The organism is uncultured Thiohalocapsa sp., assembly GCF_913063425.1.
Taxonomy (GTDB): domain Bacteria; phylum Pseudomonadota; class Gammaproteobacteria; order Chromatiales; family Chromatiaceae; genus Thiohalocapsa.
Map to the genome: position 1 here is coordinate 1 of NZ_CAJXYK010000018.1, position 18,937 is coordinate 18,937.

At 71.1% G+C, this 18,937-nt stretch carries 18 protein-coding genes; 11 read left to right on the plus strand and 7 right to left on the minus strand.

Features of this window, described 5'->3' with window-relative positions; genetic code table 11:
• Positions 1 to 185 precede the first annotated feature (185 nt).
• From QZ607_RS11590 to QZ607_RS11600, 3 genes are all read right to left on the minus strand, one after another.
• Positions 186 to 1,352 (minus strand): hypothetical protein, encoded by a 1,167-nt coding sequence (locus QZ607_RS11590; protein WP_295882789.1) that lies wholly within the window; start codon positions 1,350 to 1,352, stop codon positions 186 to 188.
• A gap of 517 nt (positions 1,353 to 1,869) precedes the next feature.
• On the minus strand, positions 1,870 to 2,661 hold the full coding sequence (locus QZ607_RS11595) for an efflux RND transporter periplasmic adaptor subunit (RefSeq protein ID WP_295882791.1): 792 nt from the start codon (positions 2,659 to 2,661) through the stop codon (positions 1,870 to 1,872).
• Positions 2,658 to 3,683 carry a TolC family protein gene (locus QZ607_RS11600; protein WP_295882792.1) on the minus strand — a complete coding sequence of 342 codons (1,026 nt, stop codon included), beginning with the start codon at positions 3,681 to 3,683 and terminating at the stop codon, positions 2,658 to 2,660. The genes QZ607_RS11595 and QZ607_RS11600 overlap by 4 nt, the downstream gene beginning before the upstream one ends.
• Positions 3,684 to 4,193: 510 nt before the next feature.
• On the opposite strand from QZ607_RS11600, the gene ybgC reads away from it, so the two are divergent.
• From ybgC to ybgF, 7 genes are all read left to right on the plus strand, one after another.
• Positions 4,194 to 4,640: a tol-pal system-associated acyl-CoA thioesterase gene (gene ybgC / locus QZ607_RS11605; RefSeq protein ID WP_295882793.1), complete on the plus strand. Its 447-nt coding sequence runs from the start codon at positions 4,194 to 4,196 to the stop codon at positions 4,638 to 4,640.
• Positions 4,630 to 5,340, plus strand: coding sequence for a protein TolQ (tolQ, locus tag QZ607_RS11610; RefSeq protein ID WP_295882794.1), 711 nt, complete (start codon positions 4,630 to 4,632; stop codon positions 5,338 to 5,340). Before ybgC ends, tolQ begins: the two co-directional genes overlap by 11 nt.
• Entirely contained in the window at positions 5,337 to 5,792 is a 456-nt protein-coding gene (gene tolR, locus QZ607_RS11615; RefSeq protein WP_295882795.1) for a protein TolR, read from the plus strand. The genes tolQ and tolR overlap by 4 nt, the downstream gene beginning before the upstream one ends.
• Positions 5,793 to 5,801: 9 nt before the next feature.
• Entirely contained in the window at positions 5,802 to 7,073 is a 1,272-nt protein-coding gene (gene tolA, locus QZ607_RS11620) for a cell envelope integrity protein TolA (protein ID WP_295882796.1), read from the plus strand.
• Between the two features lie 10 nt (positions 7,074 to 7,083).
• Entirely contained in the window at positions 7,084 to 8,376 is a 1,293-nt protein-coding gene (gene tolB, locus QZ607_RS11625) for a Tol-Pal system beta propeller repeat protein TolB (protein WP_295882797.1), read from the plus strand.
• Between the two features lie 197 nt (positions 8,377 to 8,573).
• The gene (gene pal, locus QZ607_RS11630) at positions 8,574 to 9,113 is read left to right on the plus strand and encodes a peptidoglycan-associated lipoprotein Pal (protein ID WP_295882798.1); all 540 of its coding nucleotides are present in this window, start codon (positions 8,574 to 8,576) and stop codon (positions 9,111 to 9,113) included.
• 1 nt (position 9,114) lies between these two features.
• On the plus strand, positions 9,115 to 10,137 hold the full coding sequence (gene ybgF, locus QZ607_RS11635) for a tol-pal system protein YbgF (RefSeq protein WP_295882799.1): 1,023 nt from the start codon (positions 9,115 to 9,117) through the stop codon (positions 10,135 to 10,137).
• A gap of 102 nt (positions 10,138 to 10,239) precedes the next feature.
• On the opposite strand, the gene QZ607_RS11640 is transcribed toward ybgF, so the two are convergent.
• The gene (locus tag QZ607_RS11640) at positions 10,240 to 10,998 is read right to left on the minus strand and encodes a sulfite exporter TauE/SafE family protein (RefSeq protein ID WP_295882801.1); all 759 of its coding nucleotides are present in this window, start codon (positions 10,996 to 10,998) and stop codon (positions 10,240 to 10,242) included.
• 202 nt (positions 10,999 to 11,200) lie between these two features.
• Here QZ607_RS11640 and QZ607_RS11645 point away from each other — a divergent pair, with 202 nt between their 5' ends.
• From QZ607_RS11645 to QZ607_RS11660, 4 genes are all read left to right on the plus strand, one after another.
• Positions 11,201 to 11,455, plus strand: a complete 255-nt coding sequence (locus tag QZ607_RS11645; RefSeq protein WP_295882803.1) for a hypothetical protein — start codon at positions 11,201 to 11,203, stop codon at positions 11,453 to 11,455.
• 421 nt (positions 11,456 to 11,876) lie between these two features.
• Positions 11,877 to 12,341, plus strand: coding sequence for a (2Fe-2S)-binding protein (locus tag QZ607_RS11650; protein ID WP_295882804.1), 465 nt, complete (start codon positions 11,877 to 11,879; stop codon positions 12,339 to 12,341).
• A gap of 1 nt (position 12,342) precedes the next feature.
• Positions 12,343 to 14,535: a xanthine dehydrogenase family protein molybdopterin-binding subunit gene (locus QZ607_RS11655; RefSeq protein ID WP_295882806.1), complete on the plus strand. Its 2,193-nt coding sequence runs from the start codon at positions 12,343 to 12,345 to the stop codon at positions 14,533 to 14,535.
• Positions 14,532 to 15,560: an XdhC family protein gene (locus tag QZ607_RS11660; protein ID WP_295882807.1), complete on the plus strand. Its 1,029-nt coding sequence runs from the start codon at positions 14,532 to 14,534 to the stop codon at positions 15,558 to 15,560. The genes QZ607_RS11655 and QZ607_RS11660 overlap by 4 nt, the downstream gene beginning before the upstream one ends.
• A 222-nt stretch (positions 15,561 to 15,782) precedes the next feature.
• On the opposite strand, the gene QZ607_RS11665 is transcribed toward QZ607_RS11660, so the two are convergent.
• The 3 genes from QZ607_RS11665 to phaE form a co-directional block, all read right to left on the minus strand.
• The gene (locus tag QZ607_RS11665; RefSeq protein ID WP_295882808.1) at positions 15,783 to 16,280 is read right to left on the minus strand and encodes a hypothetical protein; all 498 of its coding nucleotides are present in this window, start codon (positions 16,278 to 16,280) and stop codon (positions 15,783 to 15,785) included.
• Between the two features lie 295 nt (positions 16,281 to 16,575).
• Positions 16,576 to 17,643, minus strand: coding sequence for a class III poly(R)-hydroxyalkanoic acid synthase subunit PhaC (locus QZ607_RS11670; RefSeq protein ID WP_295882809.1), 1,068 nt, complete (start codon positions 17,641 to 17,643; stop codon positions 16,576 to 16,578).
• A gap of 83 nt (positions 17,644 to 17,726) precedes the next feature.
• The gene (gene phaE, locus QZ607_RS11675; protein ID WP_295882810.1) at positions 17,727 to 18,818 is read right to left on the minus strand and encodes a class III poly(R)-hydroxyalkanoic acid synthase subunit PhaE; all 1,092 of its coding nucleotides are present in this window, start codon (positions 18,816 to 18,818) and stop codon (positions 17,727 to 17,729) included.
• Positions 18,819 to 18,937 lie beyond the last annotated feature (119 nt).

The following is an 18,937-nucleotide window of genomic DNA, read 5'->3' on the forward strand; positions in this document are numbered from 1 at the left end:
GCTCCCAGGTGGCCGAGTGGAACTCGGCGCTCCCAGGTGGCCGAGTGGAACTCGGCGCTCCCAGGTGGCCGAGTGGAACTCGGCGCTCCCAGGTGGCCGAGTGGAGCTCGGCGGCCCCGGGTGGCGGACTGGAAGTCGGGGCTTCGGCGGCACGGGGTTGGTGCGGCCGGTCTGCGCTGATCGGCTCAGCGCATCAGGTAGGGCTTGGCCTTGACGGTTCCGAAGGCGTCTTCGCGGTTCACCAGCACGGGTCTGATCCAGCCGAGGCGGCTTTCGCTCAGCTGCTCGCCGTAGCGGATGCGGCGGAAGTGGCCGCGGCGCCAGTGGGGGCGGACGCTGCGGGCGGTGCCGTTCTGGGTTGGGTCCTGGGGCGGCTCCTGCGCGGGGTCGGCGTCGAGGTTGGTGCGCAGGCTGGGGCCGATGACGATGCGGTCGTAGGCGGTGGCCATGCGGCGCTTGATGCGGGCGGCCTTCTTGGGGCCGAGGCCGCGCAGGCGCTGCTCCAGCCTGCTGCGCTCCGGCAGCGGGGCCTGCTCGACATCGGGCAGGTTCAGGTACAGCAGCACCTTGGCGAGCTGGCGAATCACGGCGGCAGCCAGGTCCGTTTCCGTCTGCTCCGGGATCTGGAAGCCGGGCTGGGCGTTGACAGCGCTGGAGCGGTAGTAGGCGATGTGGCGCTCCAGCAGGGTCTCCAGGCAGGCGTCGTCGTCCTGGATGAAGAGCGAGATGTCCACGGAGGCGTCGTCGAGCGGGTTGTCCTTGCCCACCGGTGAGCCGGTGATGGTGAGCTCCATGACGCGCGTCTCGCGGGCGATGTCGAGCCCCAGGTGCTCGACGCGGCCGGCGCCCTTGTGCTGCTCGCTGTGCGGCGGGATGCGGTAGCTGCCGATGTAGGCGCCCTCCACCTCGTGCAGGCCGGAGGCGCGGTTGAAGATCTGCAGGCCGGACGGGCGCGCCAGCTCGATGTAGACCATGGGATAGGGCGAGCGGAAGAAGCCCGCCGGCAGGCCGCTGCCGAGGTCCGTCGCCGCGAGCTGGGCATGCAGGGACTCGGCCACCTGGAGCATGGGATCGCCCTGGGCGCGCAGGCGCCCGCGGGCGAGCATCAGCATCACCAGGCCCGCGTTGAGGCCGGCCGGGGTGCCGACGCTGGCCATGGTGAGCTCCAGCATGCCGGGGACGTTGTTGATGATCCACTCGGTGGAGACCTCGTCCGAGGCCAGGTGCGGGCCGAGCCGCTCGCGCAGGTCGTCGTTGTGGAGCACCACGTCCTCCATGGGGCGGCCGACGGCGGCGTCCACCCGCACCGGGTGGGGCAGGCTCATGAGCTGGGAATCGGGCGGGCGCTGCATGCCGGAGGCTCCGATGACTGCGGGCGATGGCACGCAGTGTATGGGAATTCGGCATCGCAGGGAGCGGGCAAAAGAAACCCCGGTGCTCGGGGGAAGCCACCGGGGTAACGTTTCCCGTTGACTCGGGAAATGATCCGCCGGGAGGGGGAAAGCCCGACGGACCCGCGCCGATCAGCGCCTGACTTATCAGACTGCGGTGCCGGGGATTTGTTCCGCGAAATTCAAACGTTCGCTTGAAATTTTTGGCCGCTCGTCTGTCTTTATCGTCCGCTTGTCATGGTTTGCGGGCTCGGATGGCGGATGCGCTGCGCCCAACTTCTGATCAAGGTCTGTCCTAAGGCGCACGCCGACACTGCGTTGCGAGCCGGGCGGTTGGCTGGGTCGGTCGGGTTGGCGCCAGCGTAATTCGACGGTCGATGGGGTACGCCTGCATGCTGTCGGGTCGCGCTTCGCTGACCCGGCCTACGGGGGACGGCTCACCACCCTGACGGCCGGCGCGGGGCCGGGCCGCTCGCCGTCAGGGCAGCACCACCTGCACGAGCTCGGAGGGCCGCAGGATCTCGTCGGGACGGGCGTCGAAGATGACATCCAGCTCGTAGACGGCGCCGCCGGGGTCGATGCGCACGGCCTCCACACCAAGGCTGTAGACCTCCGCCCCCCGGCGCTCGCCGCGGACGATGACGCCGGCGGACTGCCCCGGGCGGTAGCGGCGCAGCACCTCGGAGGTCACCAGCGCGCGGGCGAGCATGCGGTCGGTGGGTGCCACGGCCACCAGCGGGGCCTGCTGCAGACTGGTGTAGATGACGGCGCCGTCGTAGGCGTTGCGCTCCACGACGATGCCGGCGAAGGGCGCCCGCAGCTCCGTGCGCTCCAGCATGACTTCAGCGGCGGCCACGGCGGCGCGCTCCGATTCCTGCGCGGCGAGGGCGGCGGCGTGGCCGAGCTCCGCGTCCTTCAGCTCCTCCATGGCGATGAGGCCGCGGTCGAACAGCTCCTGCGCGCGGTCGAGCTCGCGCTGGGCGTCGTCCACGGCCACCGCGCTGCGGGCGAGCCGGGCCTTGGCCTCCAGCAGCTTGGCTTTGGACTCGCGCTGGTCCATGCGCAGCAGCAGCTCGTCGGCCTCCACATGCTGTCCGGTGGTGACGAAGACTTTGTCGACGACGCCGTTGGCCACCGCGCGCATCTCCACCCGGTCCACCCACTCCAGCCGCCCGCTCAGCTCGGCCCCCGCCGCGCCCGACGCGGCGAGACACAAGAGCAGCACCAGCGCGGCGCGGGTGGCCTGCCTGTTCCGGTGCCGCCCGCTCATCCGCCCTGCTCCGTGCCGGCACTGTCAGCGCCCGGGCCAAGGGCCGTGACGGGCTTGCCCTGGAGGGCGTCGAGCTGCGCCTGGGTCAGGGTGCGGCACAGGTCCACGGCCATGCGGTCGCGGCGGGCCTTGGTCTGTCGGCTCATGGAGTAGCCGAGGTCTGCGGTCACTTCCATCTCGTACATGGTGCGGCTTTGGTCCAGCTTGAGGTCGCGCCAGTCGGCCTCGACCCGGGTCTGCTCGGCGGCGACGTCGAGGAGCGCCTGGCGCTCCAGCAGCTCCAGCGCCTCCTGGCGGACGGCCATGGCCACCAGGGCGTCTTGAGCAGGGTCCGTGCCATCGCGCAGCGCCTGCACGCGCGGGTTGTCGCTGAGCGCGGCGGCCACCACGGCGTCCAGCTCCTGCGGCGGCAGGTCTGCGGCGGGGGGCGGGTCCACCAGGTTCTTCGGCAGGTCCTCGGGCGTGCCCAGCGCCTGCGCCAGCAGGGAGCGCGTCACCCGCCGGGCGGCGTCGCTCGCGGCGCGGCGGCGGCGGATCAGCTGGTAGGCCGCCTCCAGCTCCGCCACCGTAAGCGCCGAGGTCTGCCCCAGCTCGCGCCGGTTCTCCGCCCGGTCGAACTGGATATAGGCCACCGCCATGGCCTCGTTGTCGCGCATATAGCTCAGGTCCGCGAGCAGCACGTCGAAGAAGCGCTGCATGATGGCGAGCCGTTGTGCGTCCACCGCCGGCAGCAGCGGGCTCCAGGCGACATCGCGGGCCGCATCCCCGGGTCGGGCGTTGTCGAAGGCCAGGGTGTGGCAACCTAGGAACAGCGGTTGCGACCGGGGCGGCAGCACCGCATCGGCGCCGAGCTGCACCCGCGGGTGGTCGTCGGCGAAGCCGAGGGCGTCTGCGAGCCTGAGCGGGTCCGGCGGCGGCGCCGCGACGGCGGCGCCGGCCGCGAGCCCCAGCAGTGCCGCCAGCAGACAGGGCAGCCGGGGGACGGAGCAGCGGCTGCGGGCGGAGCGGCTCGACAGGTGCATCGGCGTGCGGCGCTGAGTCACGAGTTGCGGGCAACGGGCAGATGGGTGAAACGACGGCTGGCCACATGGGGCATGGACAGGGCGCGAATCTCAGCACCGCGGGCGCTGTAGTGCAAGCGAGACGGAGCGCGTCTCCGGGTCCTTGCGCGAAGCGGCCACCTTGGGCGGTCAGGGTTGGTGGGGTGAGGGACCGCCTGAGCCGATGTTGTTCGCGTCTCTGATAACCGGTGTTGTCGGGGTGTCGGGTTACGCGCCAGTGGGCTGAGCCGACTACGTTGGTCCCACCACCTTGTTGTCGGGTTACGCCCTGGCGGGCTGACCCGACCTACGTCGATCCCTGCATCTTGCTGTCGGGTTACGCCTTGCGGGCTGACCCGACCGACGTTGGATGCATTGTCCGAAAAGCGCCGATGATCCGCGGCGGCACCTGCTGGGGCGGCGCGGCGGGCGCTGCCCACCCAACGGGGTTGCGCTATCATGCCGGCGTTTATCTGAAGTGATTTCCAGCACATGGCAACGGACCCAGGCCAGCTGCACCATGCCCGGCTCGAGGTGCGGGTGTACTTCGAGGACACCGACGCCGGCGGCGTTGTGTATCACGCCCGCTATCTGCATTTCATGGAGCGCGCGCGCACCGAGTGGCTGCGCGCGCTGGGCTTCGAGCAGCACCGCGTGCGCGCCGAGCACGGCGTACTCTTCGCCGTGCGGCGCATGGACATCGCCTTTCTGCACCCGGCGCGGTTCGATGACCTGCTGCGGGTGGAAAGCGCAGTCACCGGGCATGGCCGCGCCAGCCTGGACTTCGCGCAGCAGGTGCTGCGCGCGGACGACGGACAGCCCTGCTGCCGGGCCGCCGTGAACATTGCCTGCGTGGACGCCGAGCGCCTGCGCCCGGCCCGCATCCCCGAGGACATCATGACCGCTATTCTGTCGGAGAACGCCGCCCATGGGCGCTGAGCTGTCACTGCTGGATCTGGTGCTTCAGGCGAGCCTGATGGTGCAGCTCGTGCTGCTGGTGCTGGTGCTCGCCTCCGTGCTGTCCTGGGCGGCCATTTTTGATCGCTCGCGGGTGCTGAAGCGCGCCCGGGACGCCGCCGACGACTTCGAAGGCCGCTTCTGGTCCGGCGGCGACCTGAGCGCCCTGTACCGGGAGCTGGGCCAGGAGGAGCAGCGGGGGCTCACCGGCCTCGCCGCCATCTTCCGCAACGGCTTCCGCGAGTACGCCCGCCTGCGCAAGAACGACCCGGACGACACCATGGCCGTCATCATGGGCGCCGAGCGCTCCATGCGCGTGGCCCTGAGCCGGGAGATGGACCGGCTGGAGAACAACCTGCCCTTCCTCGCCACCGTCGGCTCCGTCAGCCCCTACATCGGGCTGTTCGGCACCGTCTGGGGCATCATGCACGCCTTCCACGCCCTGGGTAACGTCCAGCAGGCGACCCTCGCCCTGGTGGCCCCCGGCATCTCAGAGGCGCTGGTGGCTACGGCCATCGGCCTGTTCGCGGCCATTCCCGCCGTGGTGGCCTACAACCGCTATTCCAACCAGGTGGAGCGGCTCAACAACCGCTACGAAGAGTTCATGGAGGAGTTCTCCACGCTGCTTCAGCGCCAGGGCCGCGGCACCACCGCCACGGGCGCCGCGGGGCAGGCGGCATGAAGCGCAAAGAGCGCCGCGAGCGCCGCAAGCCCATGGCAGAGATCAACGTCGTCCCCTACATCGACGTGATGCTGGTGCTGCTGGTGATCTTCATGGTTACGGCCCCGCTCATCACGCAGGGGGTCAAGGTGGACCTGCCGCAGGCGGCCGCGGAGCCGCAGCTGGGCGAGGGCGCACTGCCGGTGGTGATCCACATCGACCAGTTCGGCGACACCTATCTGGACCTGGGCGACAACGAGCTGCTGCCCGTGGACCAGCAGCTGCTGTTCGAGCGCCTGGTGGACGTGCTGGACGCGGCACCGACGACGCCCATCATGGTGCGCGCGGACCAGTCCATCGACTACGGCCTGGTGGTGGACGCCATGGTGGCGGCACAGGCGGCGGGCGCCCCGAGCGTCGGGCTGGTGACCCAGCCGCCGCCGGGTGCGGGCGCGTCCGCCGGCCCGGGCTGACCCGGCGCCATGTGGCAGATCTGGACCCAGTATCCGAAGGCCTTCCTGTGGTCGATCCTGCTGCACCTGAGCCTGATCGCGATCATGCTCTTCGGCATCGACTGGCTGGTGCGCAACCAGGAGGTGGGCGGCTTCGACAACATGGTGCAGGCGCAGATGCGCCTGACACCGGACATCGAGCAGCGCATGGACGCCCTGCGCGCCGCGGCCGCCCAGGCGCCGGCGCCCCAGCCGCCCACGGTGCCGACAGAGGAGCCCCCACCGACGCCGACACCGGCACCTGAGCCGCCGGATACCGAGGCGGCGGCGGAGGCCGAGCGGCAGGCCGCCATGGCGCGGGCGGCAGAGCAGGCGCGCCAACTTGAGCGGGAGCGGGAGCGTCAGGCCGAGCTTGAGCGCGCACGCCAGGCCGAGCTTGAGCGCGCACGCCAGGCCGAGCTTGAGCGCGAGCGCCAGGCTGAGCTTGAGCGCGAGCGCCAACGCCAGGCCGAAGCCGAGGCCCGCCGGCAGGCCGAGGAAGAGATCCGCCGCAAGGTCGCCGCGGAGGCCGCCCGCCGCGCCGAAGAGGAGGCGCGCCGCCGCGCCGAGCAGGAGGCCCGGCGTCAGGCCGCCGAGGCCGAGGCCGCCGCCCGCGCCGAGCGCGAGCGCCAGGAGGCCGAGCGCCGCGCCGCGGAGCTGGCGGCCCAGCGCGAGGCGGAGGAGCGCGCCCGGCGGGAGGCGGAAGCACGCGCCCGCCGCGAGGCCGAGGCCGCCCTACAGGCGGAGCGCGAGGCCCGGCGTCGGGCCGAGGAGCAGGCCAGACGCGAGGCACAGGAGATCGCCCGCCGCGAGCGCGAGCTGCAGGCAGCGCTGGCAGCCGAAATGGAAGCGGAGCTGGGCGGCGCCGCGCGCACCGAACGGGCCAGCGCACCCCCGGCCGAGCGGGAAGCCGCACAACAGGCCGGGCAGCGCCGCAGCGGGGACGCGCTGGCGGCGGCGCAGGCCGCCGCCGCCCGCAAGCAGATCGCAAACCGCTGGGTGCCGGCCATCCAAAGCCGCATCAAGAGCTTCTGGGTGCGGCCCGCGGGCAGCCCCCGCGGCATCGAGACCGTGGTCAACCTGCGCCTGGAGCCGGGCGGGCAGGTGATCCCGGGCAGCGTCAAGGTGGTGCGCAGCAGCGGCCACGGCGCCTTCGATCAGTCCGTGATCTCCGCGGTGTACAAGGCCTCACCGCTGCCGGTGCCCGACGGCGCGGAGTTCGAGGACCTGTTCCAGGACTTCAATTTCCGATTCGTTCCGTGACCACCCAGCCATGCCAGTGAAAGCCCTGCTCATGTCGGTCCTGCTCGCCGCGGCACTGCTCGCGGCCGAAGCCCAGGCCAAGCTCACCATCGAGATCACCGGCGGCGTCGAGGGCGCGCAGCCCATCGCCGTCGTGCCCTTCGGCAACGTCGACGGCGCCAAGCCCGACGTGGACATCGCCGCGGTGGTCGCCGCAGACCTCGCGCGCAGCGGCAAGTTCAAGCCCATGCCGCGCCGCGAAATGCTGATGACCCCGCACCGCGAGCAGGACGTGGACATGCGCGAGTGGCAGCTGCTCGCCATGAACAGTCTGGTGGTGGGCGAGGTCACGCCCCGGGCCACCGGCGGCTACGACATCCGCTACGCGCTGATGGACGTCTTCAGCGGCAAGACCCTGCTCGCGGACACCGTGACCTCCACCACCAAGGGCCTGCGCAATGCGGCGCATCGCATTGCCGATGCCATCTACGAGGACCTCACCGGCGAGCCCGGCATCTTCGCCACGCGCATCGCCTATGTCACCTCCCGCGGGCACCGCGGCCGGGTGGCCCTGCGCGTGGCGGACGCCGACGGCTTCAACGCACAGACCATCGTCGACTCGGCGGAGCCCATCCTGGCGCCGGCCTGGTCGCCGGACGGGCGGCGGCTGGCCTATGTCTCCTTCGAAGGGCGGCAGTCGGCCATTTATGTGCAGGACCTCGCCAGCGGCCGGCGCGAGCGCGTGGCCAGCTACCAGGGCATCAACGGCTCCCCGGCCTTCTCGCCGGACGGGCGGCGGCTCGCCATGAGCCTGTCCAAGGACGGCAACCCGGACGTCTATGTGCTGGATTTGAGCACCCGTCAGCTCACCCGGCTCACGGACCACTACGCCATCGACACCGAGCCTGCCTGGTCGCCGGCGGGCGACCACCTGGTCTTCACATCGGACCGCGGCGGCAAGCCGCAGATCTACCGGGTGGCGGCCACCGGCGGGCCGGCGCAGCGGGTGACCTTCCAGGGCGACTACAACGCCGCGGCGTCCTACTCGCCGGACGGCAGGTGGCTGGTGATGGTGACGCGCGAGGGCGGGCGCTTCCGGGTGGTGATGACAGATGCCCAGGGCGGCGCCCGGCGCTGGGTCAGCAACGGCAGCCTGGACGAATCCCCGAGTTTCGCCCCCAACGGCAACATGATAATTTACGCCACCCAGAACAACGGCCGCGGCGTGCTGGCGGCAACACCGCTGTCCTCGGGCGCGAGCCACAGGCTCTCGCGGGATGCGGGCGAGGTCCGCGAGCCCGCCTGGTCACCGTTGGCCCGCTAGCGCAGCCCGACATGATCGGGCCGCAGCGCCGCACCCGCGCTCCCGTGCACCCCGTCCCGCAACAGCCGCAGCCGGCCCTCCCCGGGTATGCAGAGCTCAGTCGGCCGCACCCGGGCACGCGGACTTCATGCGGCCCCCTCGGCCGCCGCCGGCCGAGCCGTCCTGACCCGGCCCGCCCCCTTCAGCAGGAGACCACCGTGTACCCGTGTCCTCGCACCGTCGCCGCGCTCGTGCTCGCAGCGGCCGCTCTCACGGGCTGTGCCACACAGCCGCCACCGCCGCAGCCGACGCCGCCGAGCGCCGCAGAGCTGGATGCGATGACGCAGCAGCCTGAGGTCGTCGCTGAAGTCCCGCCGGCACCACCGGAGCCGGTGGCGCCCGTATCCCCGCTGGATGACCCGAACAGCCCCCTATACAACAAGGTCGTCTACTTCGACTACGACACCGCCGAGATCCGCCCGGAAGGCGTGGCGCTGCTGCGCACCCATGCGGGCTACATCTACAACACCCCAGGTGTGCGGGTGACCCTGGAGGGCCACACGGACGAGCGCGGCACCCGCGGCTACAACCTGGCCCTGGGCGACCGTCGCGCGGACGCCGTACAGCGCTTTCTCGTCGCCGAGGGGGTCCCGGCGGACCGGCTCGCACGCCTGAGCTACGGCGAGGAGCGCCCCGCGGAGCCCGGCAGCTCCGAGCGCGCCTGGTCCCTGAACCGCCGCGTGGAATTGGTGTACTGACATGACCTGCTGCCGCCCCCGCTCCACCGCGCCCGGTACGCCCCGGGCGCTCTCTGTGCTGCTGCTGGCCGCCGTACTCGCGGGCACCACCCTCAGCGCCACCGCGCAGGTGCGCCGGGACCAGCTGCTGGCGCCCGCGGCCGCCGCCGGCACCGGCACCGAGGCCCTCTCCAATGCCGAGCTGGCCCAACGCCTGGAGCGCCTGGAGCGCATGCTGAACGACAAGAGCCTGTCGGACTTCGTGCTCCAGCTCCAGCAGCTCCAGCAGGAGGTGCAGGAGCTGCGCGGCCAGGTGGAGCTGCACCAATACCACCTGCGTCAGGTGCGCCCGGGGCTGCCGCAGCTCGGCGACTCCTACGCCGAGCGCATGCGCGCGGAGCAGGCGGGCGCGGACGGCGCCGCCGCAGCCGAAGACACAGCGGCAGGGGGCACGGACGCCGGAACCGGTGAGGCGGCGCCGGAGGCGGGACAGGTTGCAGATCAGACGACCGATCCGGCCGGGGAGCAGGCCGCGGAGGGCACCGACGCGGATGCCGGCGTACCCGTGGCCCCGCCGCCCAAGACCGGCGTCGGCGCCCTCGGTGGTGGCGGCGATGCCGGCGGTACCCTGGCGCTGCCCTCCCCGGAGACCCTGGAGGGCGGCGAGCGCGACGCCTACCGGCGCGCCTTCGAGCTGCTGAAGGAGCGCGACTACGACGCCGCCCAGCAGGAATTCGCCGCCATGCTGGTGCGCTATCCGGACGGGCAGTTTGCGGACAACGGCGTCTACTGGCTCGGCGAGATCGGCTATGTCACCAAGGACTATCCCGCGGCCCTGACCCACTTCAACCGCCTCGTCAGCGACTACACCGGCAGCCCAAAGCTGCCGAGCGCCATGCTCAAGCTCGGCTATATCTACCACGACCAGCAGGAGCTGACGCAGGCGCGCAGCATGCTGGAGGCGGTGGTGGAGCGCTTCCCGGACACCACCGAAGGCCGCCTCGCGCAGGGCCGGCTGGAGCAGATGACCCGCGACGGGGGCTGACGCCGAGAGGGATCTCCAGACAGGCCGCCTGCACGGCGGGCCGGCCCGCACTGGGGCCGCCGGCTTGCAGCCGGCACGCCCGGCGGCCGACGCCGGCCCCGATCAGGCGCGCGTGAGCAGATCGGGCAGCAGCACGTCCAGCACCAGCGCCGCCGCGAGCCCCCAGAGACCGAGCCGCAGCAGGCGGCGATAGTGCTCGGGGCGGATGCGCCGGCGCAGCCGAATGCCGAGCCACAGCGCCAGCAGCACCCCCGGCAGCGCCCAGAGGCTCTGGAGCATCAGCCCCGGGTCCAGGGCATCGCGCCAGGCAAAGCCCAGCAGCTGCCCGCTCTTGCTGGTGACGAAGCTCAGGTTGAAGGCCGCCACCATCAGCTGTGCCGGCATCCGTGTGTAGAGCGCGAAGACGATGACGATGGGCGCGAAGATGTTCACGACGCCGGCCATGAGCCCCATGCCGAGCCCGAGCAGCGCGAGCCCCCAGCCCGGCACCCGCCGCTCCCGGCTGCCGCCGTGCAGACGCTCGGTCAGCAGGTAGGCCACCAGCACCAGCCCCAACAGCAGGCGAAAGGGCTCCGGGTCCACCGCGAGCAGCACCTGGGTGCCGGCGAAGCTGCCGACGGCGGTGAAGACGGGAATCGGCCAGAAGCGCCGCAGCGCCTCGCCGCGGCCGCGCTCGCCGGCGATGCTGCCGAGGTTGGTGGCGATGGTGGGCAGCAGGGTCAGCTGCACCGCGGCACGCAGGTCCATGCCGAGCGCGAGCAGCGGTGTCGCGAGCATCGGGAACCCGAAGCCGAACACGCCGTGCACGAAGGCCGACGCGAGCAGCACCAGAGCCACCGGGATCAGGCCGGCGTCGGGCACGGGGCTGCGACCGCCCGCTCAGCAGACGCCGAGCCGGACCCAGGCGACGGCGCCGCCGCGGGCGCAGACCCTAAGCTGCACCAATGCCGGCGCCCGCGGGATTGGCGGATAATACCCACCCAGACTAAGATCTGGCCTAACATCGGACCAAGAAAACCACCAAAGCGCGTTCCCCGAGGTGCCCCGGAGCGGAGGACCTGCCATGACCCATCGTCTGTTGATTCTCGGCTGCAAGACCATGCGCGAGGGCGTCGTCATCTCCGCCCTGTTCTTCGCCGCCGCCGTGCTGCTGTTCCTCGCCGCCGCGCATGTGGTGCCGGCGGTGGGACCGCTGCAGCCCATTGTGCTGTTCCTGGCGCTGGTGCTGATCGTACTCGCCCCGGTGGTGCTGATCTCGACCTTTCTCATCTCGGTCCTTCCGGGGGCAAGGGAGAAGCTGGAGCAGTGCAATCATTAGGGCAGCGCCGCTGCTTCGGCGTCGCCCCGGGAGCGGCGGCAGCTGACCGCGCGACCGGTCCCGGCTCCGATCCTGCGCCCTCCCGCGGCTGACCTGCAAGCGGATTCCGCCAACCATGCTCGGGGCACACTCCGCCGGGCGTATTGGGCTGGCGCAGCCATGCTGCGGGCCGGGCCGGCCTGCTGCGCGGGCACGCCGACGCAGCCTGTGACCGTCCGCCGGCATTCTGCTGCGGCCGGTCACTTTTCTGCCCACGGGATATCTGCAATGCTCCCGGTTCCGGGCGCCGGCCGGAGCCGGCCTTACACGCGCCACGCCGATGCCCGCCCCGCCGGCGCGCGCGCCGGCGACCTGCGCCGTTGCGGCGGCACGGCAGCAGACCCCGGCGGAGCCCGCAGCGGCAGCCAACCGCGGAGACAGCATGATCGACCTCACCGTGAACCAAGCGCGCCGGGAGCTGGACCTGCCCGGCGATACGCCGCTGCTGTGGGCACTGCGGGATCGCCTGGGGCTCACCGGGACCAAATTCGGCTGCGGCATCGGCAGCTGCGGTGCCTGCATCGTGCACCTGGACGGCGACCCGGTGAACGCCTGTATGACATCGCTGAGCGCCGCCGCAGGCAAGTCCGTCACCACCATCGAGGGGCTGAACGACGATATCGCGCTCGCCCTGCGCAGCGCCTGGATCAGCGAGCAGGTGCCGCAGTGCGGCTACTGCCAACCCGGTCAGATCATGGCCGCGGCGGCGCTGCTCGCGCGGCATCCACGCCCGACCGATGCACAGATTACCGCCGCAATGGATCGGGTGCTCTGCCGCTGCGGCACCTACAACCGCGTGCGGCGCGCCATTCACCGGGCCGCCAGCCCGACGCTGGAGGCGACCTGAGGTGGCGCGGCGGCTGCGGCTCGACCGGCGCGCATTCCTGCTCGGGACCGCCGCCGGCGGCGGCCTGCTGCTGGGCCTGCACCTGCCCCTGGAGACCCGCGCAGAGGCCACCCCCGGCGCCGGGCCGCGGCCCGGACACAAGACGCCCTTCGCACCCAACGCCTGGATCCGCATCGAGCCGGACGGCGACATCGCCTTCATCGTCGCCCGCTCCGAGATGGGCCAGGGGGTGATGACGGCCCTGCCCATGCTGCTCGCCGAGGAGCTGGACCTGGGGCTGGACCAGATCAGGGTGCGCTTCGCGCCGGTGGCGCCGGCGTACGCCAACCGTCTGCTGGGTCGCCAGGCCACCGGCGGCAGCACCTCGGTGCGCGACGCCTGGACCAAGCTGCGCGCGGCGGGCGCCCTCACGCGCCGGCTGCTGGTGCAGGCCGCCGCCGCGCGCTGGGGGGTCGAGGCCGACGCCTGCAGCGTCCACCGCGGCGAGGTCATCCATCCCGGCGGCGACCGCCGCCTCGGCTACGGCGAGCTCGCAGGCGCCGCGGCCCGGATGCCGCCGCCGGTCAGCGTGTCCCTGAAGGCGCCGGAAGCCTGGACCCTCATCGGCACGCCGGCACCGCGCCTGGACGCCCCGGACAAGGTCACCGGCCGCGCGCGCTTCGGCATCGATGTGCGCCTGACCGACATGGTGGTGGCGAGCATCGAGCGCTGTCCGGTGCCGGGCGGCAAGGTCCAGTCCTTCGATGCCGCAGCTGCCGAAGCCATACCAGGCGTCAAGCGGGTGCTGGCGGTGGCCGCCGGCGTCGCCGTGGTGGCGGCGGATACCCATGCCGCGCTCGCCGGGCGCCGCGCGCTGCGGGTGCAATGGGACCTGGGCCCGCATGCCGAGACCTCCAGCGCCGGCATTCGGGCGCAATTCGAGCGCCGCTTCGCCGACAGCGGTGTGAGCGTGCGCCGCGAGGGCGACCCGGACGCCGCCTGGTCCGCAGCCGCCCGCACCCTGGAGGCCGTCTACGAGGTGCCCTTCCAGGCCCACGCCTGCATGGAGCCCATGAACTGCACCGCGGATGTGCGCGCCGACGGCTGCGACATCTATGTGCCCACCCAGGCGCAGAGCCGTTGTCAGCACACGGCCATGGCCATCACCGGTCTTTCGGCGCAGCAGGTGCGCGTGCACACCACCTTCCTCGGCGGCGGCTTCGGGCGCCGCGGCGAGCAGGACTTCGTGCGCGATGCCGTGAGCCTGTCCAAGGCGCTCGGCCGGCCGGTACAGGTGATCTGGACCCGCGAGGACGACATCCGCCACGACTTCTACCGCCCGGCGGGGCTGCACCGGCTGCGCGGCGGATTGGACCTGGACGGCATGCCGGTGCTGTGGAAGCATCACATCGTCTGCCCGTCCATCCTTGCACGGGTGCGCCCGGCGGCCGTCGCCGACGGCATTGACCGCACCGCCGTGGAAGGCGCCGTGAATCTGCCCTACAGCATTGCGAACATTGCGCTCGCCTGCAGCCTTGAGCACACACCGGTGCCGGTGGGCTTCTGGCGCGCCGTCGGCAGCTCCCAGAACACCTGGGTCACGGAGTGTTTCCTCGACGAGCTCGCCGCCGCCGGCGGTCAGGACCCGCTCGCCCTGCGCCGCGGCCTCCTCGCCGACGCACCGCGCCACCTGGGCGTGCTGAACCTCGCCGCCGAGCGCGCCGGCTGGGACACCCCGAGCGGCGCCGGGCGCCACCGCGGCATCGCCGTGGCCGCGTCCTACGGCAGCTATGTGGCGCAGGTGGCGGAGGTCTCCGTCAGTGCCGGCCAGGTGCGTGTGCACCGCGTGGTCTGTGCCGTCGACTGCGGGCTTGTCGTCAACCCGGACATCGTCATCGCCCAGATGGAGAGCTGCATCGCCTTCGGGCTCACGGCCACGCTGAAGAGCGCCATCACCGTGTCCCAGGGGCGCGTGCAGCAGGGCAACTTCGACGACTTTCCGCTGCTGCGCATGAGCGACATGCCGGAGATCAGTGTGCACATCCTGCCGTCCAACGCGGCGCCGGGCGGCGTCGGCGAGCCGGGCCTGCCGCCCATCGCACCCGCCGTCTGCAACGCCGTGCTCGCCGCCACCGGCACACCGGTGCGCAGCCTGCCCATCCGCCTCGAAGCGGCGCCGCCGCAGCGGCCCGCGCCGCAGGCAGATCGATCGTGACCGACCCTTCCTCGCACCCGCTCCCACAGACCGCGGCGGAGCCCGTGAGCGACGACGAGCGGCTGCTCGCGGCCATCGTCGCGCTCGGCGAGCGCCCGGGGTGGCTCTTCACCGTCGCCGCCACCTGGGGCGCCTCGCCGCGTCCGCCGGGCTCGCTGCTGCTGCTGGACGCGGACGGCCGCGAGACCGGCTCGGTGTCCGGCGGCTGCGTGGAGGCGGACCTGCTGCGGCGGGTCCGGGACGGCGAATTCGACGCCGCGCCCCTGCCGCGGCTCATCAGCTATGGCGTGGACAGCGACGAGGCGCTGCGCTTCGGCATCCCCTGCGGCGGCCGGCTCGATCTGCTGGTGGAGCGCATCGAGGACCCGGCCCCGTGGCGGCTGCTGGAGGAGCGGGTCATCGCCCGCGCCAGCCTGCGCCGCCGGCTCTGTCTTACCACGGGCGAGGCCAGCCTGCACCTTGCCGCGTCGACGGGCGCTGACGATGCCATCTTCCACTTCGACGGCAGCACGGCGGAGCGCACCTTCGGGCCCTGTCTGCGGCTGGTCGTCATCGGCGCCGTGCACATCACCCGCCATCTCGTGCCCATGGCGCGGGCGCTGGGGTACCGGGTCATCGTCTGCGACCCGCGTCGGGAGCGGCTGGCGGAGCTGGCGGGCCTGGGCGCGGAGCTCGACCCCCGCATGCCGGATGACTGCGTGCGCGATCTCGCAGACGATCCCCGCAGCGCCGTGGTCACCCTGACCCACGACCCGAAGCTCGATGAGATGGCACTGATGGAAGCCCTGGGCGGCGAGGCCTTCTACGTGGGCGCCCTGGGCTCGCAGCGTACCCAGGCGGCACGCCGACAGCGGCTCGAGGACCTTGGCGTGACGCCTGCCCAGGCGCTGCGGCTGCGCGGCCCGGTGGGCCTGCCCCTGGGGGGCCGGCGCCCGGCGGAAATCGCCGTGTCCATTGCCGCAGAGCTGGTGGCCGTACGCCATGGCGCCGCGCTGGCAGGCCGGGAAGAAGCGCTGGCGGGGTGAGCGATCTGACGCAGCGGCGGGGGCCGTGAGCCTGAGGAAAAGCTGGAGGGGGAAGAGCCTGTTAAGCAAGCAGGCCGGGGTTGAGGACCGCGCTGCGCAGCAGCAAAATCAGGGCCGCAGCCGCCGCGGCGGGAGCGACGCTCCAGCGGGGCACGGCGGTTGCGGCGGCATGGGCTCCGGCGTCAGGCGCTTCACCCGCGCCCGGCCAGTACCCCAAGCACGTTACTGCGGGCTGATGGGGCGCGGACTGCGGTCGGCGTCATCATTCGTGGCGGCCCAGGTGAAGCCCGCCGCGGCCGCGACGCCGAGGCCGATGAGGCCGGCCTGATCGACACCCTGGGCGGTCGCCGCCCGCGTCAGCAGCATCGCATCGGGGCTTGCTGCGGCGTCGGCCGCCGCCGTCTCCAGATCCGTGGCGGCGGGTGTCCGGCAGGTGTCATCGGCCATCAGGGTCCGCAGGCTGGGGCCCTGGATTTCCTCCCGGCAGCCGTCGGCAAAGGTGAGGGTGGCCTGGCTCTCTTCCAGCACGAACAGCCGGGCGGAGGCATGCAGCGGCGTGCCCGCATCCACGGCGACATACCCGTCACCCTGCTCCACGAGAACCGTCCCTTTGAGCGCGGCGAGCTCAGCGACGGGCTGGTCGGCGGCGACGGCGGTGGCGCTGCCGAGCACGGCGCAGAGGGCCGCCACGGCGGCGAGGGCTTGCTTTGGATTGGACATCACTGTGACTCCAGTTGAGGTGCAGAGCGGAAAACCATTGTGGGCAACGCTCGCCGAAGCGCAGTGGCCTGGTCAAACGCGTGGCGCTGAGATGTCGAATCCAGCGGACGGGCTGGAGCGGGCGGGGGATGAGTCGTCGGGAGGAAAGTCCATGCCTTAGCGGACAGTCAATGTTTCACTTGTTGATGGATGAGGTAATCACCCATTCTCCTCTGCGGCGCAGGTCGGCGCGCGGCAGGGTGCGCGGCCGTGGCTTGGGGCCAGGGCCACGCGCCGTCCCTGACGCGCCGGCGGCTCAGCTGCGCTCGTTGAGCCAGTTGCCGATGGCGGGGGTGACCTCTTTCTGCGCCTTGCCGCTCACATAGATGCCGATGTGCCCGCCGGGGAAGGCGAGCTCGGTGTAGTCCTCGGAGCCGGTCATGCCGTTCAGGGCCTTGGACGACGCCGGCGGCACCAGGTGGTCCTGCTGCGCAAAGATGTTCAGGACCGGGCAGGTGATCTGCTTGAGATCCACCGGCCGGTCGCCGACGCGGGCGGTGCCTTCCATGAAGGCGTTGTTCTGATAGTAGTCCTTGATGAACTGCCGGAAGGTCTCACCCGCCTGGTCCGGGCTGTCGAAGATCCACTTCTCCATGCGCAGGAAGTTCTTGACCTTGTCCGGGTCGTCCAGCAGGTCGACCATGTTGACGTATTTCTGCCCCGTGAGGCTGAAGGGCTTGAGGCTCAGGAAGGTCCAGTTCAGGAGCTCCCCCGGCACATTGCCCATGGTGTCCACGGCCAGGTCGACGTCGATGTTCTGCACCCAGCTGGAGAGCAGGTTATCCGGGGTCTTGAAGTCCACCGGCGTGACCATGGTCACGAGGTTCTGCACCTTGCTCGGATGCAGCGCCGTATACATGAGGCTGAAGGTGCCGCCCTGGCAGATACCCAGGATGTTGATCCTGTCCAGGCCGTGCTTGTCGCAGATGTGGTCCACGCAGCCGTCGAGGTAGCCGTTGATGTAGTCGTCCAGGGTCAGGGAGCGGTCGGCCTGGTCCGGGTAGCCCCAGTCGATGAGGTAGACGTCCTGACCGGTGCCGAGCAGACCCTTGATGGTGGAGCGGTTCTCCTGGATGTCGGTCATGTAGGGGCGGTTCACCAGCGCGTAGACCACCAGCAGGGGCACCTTCTGCTGCGCCACGTCTGACGGGCGGCGATAGCGATAGAGAGTGAGCTTATCGTCGTGGTAGACGGCGTCTTTGGGTGTGACGCCGGTGTCGATCTCGCCGGCATTGATCAGGTTCTCCATGCCCTGACCCAGCTTGCGGCTGTAGTCGAGCATCTCGTCGCCAAGCTTGTCAGGGCGAATGTCGATTGGAAACATGGGGGCGGTGTCCTCAGCGGTGGTGCTTTGATAGGGAGTGACGAGGGGGAGGGGCGGTAGCCCCAGCGCTCAGCGCTCAGTCCTCAGCCCGGCCCTGTTTTTACGGCCGTCTTCTTCCGCGCAACGGCCTTCTTCTTGGGTGCCGCGGGTGCCGCAGCCGAGGCGGCGATCGCCGGACGCTCGCCGATCTGGCGGCGAATGCCATCGAGCTCGCGACGCAGGCGCTTGTTCTCGCGGCGGGTCTCCTGCATGCGGTCCTGGAGCGTGCGCAGCTCGCTGCGGGTGGGCATGTTCAAAGCCCCCAGGGTCTCGTCCACCATCAGGGACATGCGCTTCTTGAGCGCCATCTGGGCGTTCACGAGGCGGCCGTGGATGCGGGCATATTCCGGCGTGCTGACCTGCTCCGCGTAGGCCGTCTCGCAGCAGGCCACCCAGCTGTCGTAGAGCTCGCGGGCGGAGCCGATTGGCTTGCCTTCCTCGGCCCGCGACTGCACCAGCTCCCGCAGTTCCTGCACCGCCTGGACACCGAGCTTGGCGAAGAAGGCCATGTACTCCTGGAAGGCCCGCTGGTAGTCCAGCGAGCGGCGCGTCAGATCCTGATACTGCGCCTGCTCTTCGCGGGTGTAGCCGAGACCGGGGGCGGAGAGCATACGGTCGAAGCTCTCCTTGACCTGCTCATGCGGCATGTTGCGGAGCATGTCGCCCGGCATCATCGGCGAGAGCGACGACATCATGCGCTGCCAGTTGTCGAGCGGCATTTCCCAGAAGCCCAGCATGCGGTGCATGGCGTCCTCGGCTGCGCCGCCCGGGTCGCTGCCGGGCATGCCGAAATTGCCCTGGAGCGCATCGGTGAAGGCGCGCTGCATGTCGTCGAAGGTCTTGTTCAGGGCATCCCAGCCGTTGCCCGTGGCGTCGGCGCCGGCGAGGCCGCGGGTGAAGCGCTCCACGGTGGCGAAGTAGGCCTTGCCCTGGTCCATGAGCCGGTCCATGAACTGCCTGGAGGGGTCGCTCGCGGCGGGCGAGACGGCCCGCCACCACTGGTCCATGGCCGCTTCCCAGGGATTCTGTTTCGGGGCCTCGAGGCCCATGGCCTTGCGGCTCATGTCCGTGAGGCCTTCCCAATACTGCTGCTGGAGCTTGAGCCAGTTATCGCCGAACAGGGTGTTGTCTGCCATGCTTTTTGCGGTCGCTGCCGCCCTCCTCTCAGTGGTATTGAAGTCACGCTAGCACGGAAATTTGTGCACTGCAACAAAACGCCTTAGACTTGCGCGCGCAGGCGCCCCGGGGGCCGCAA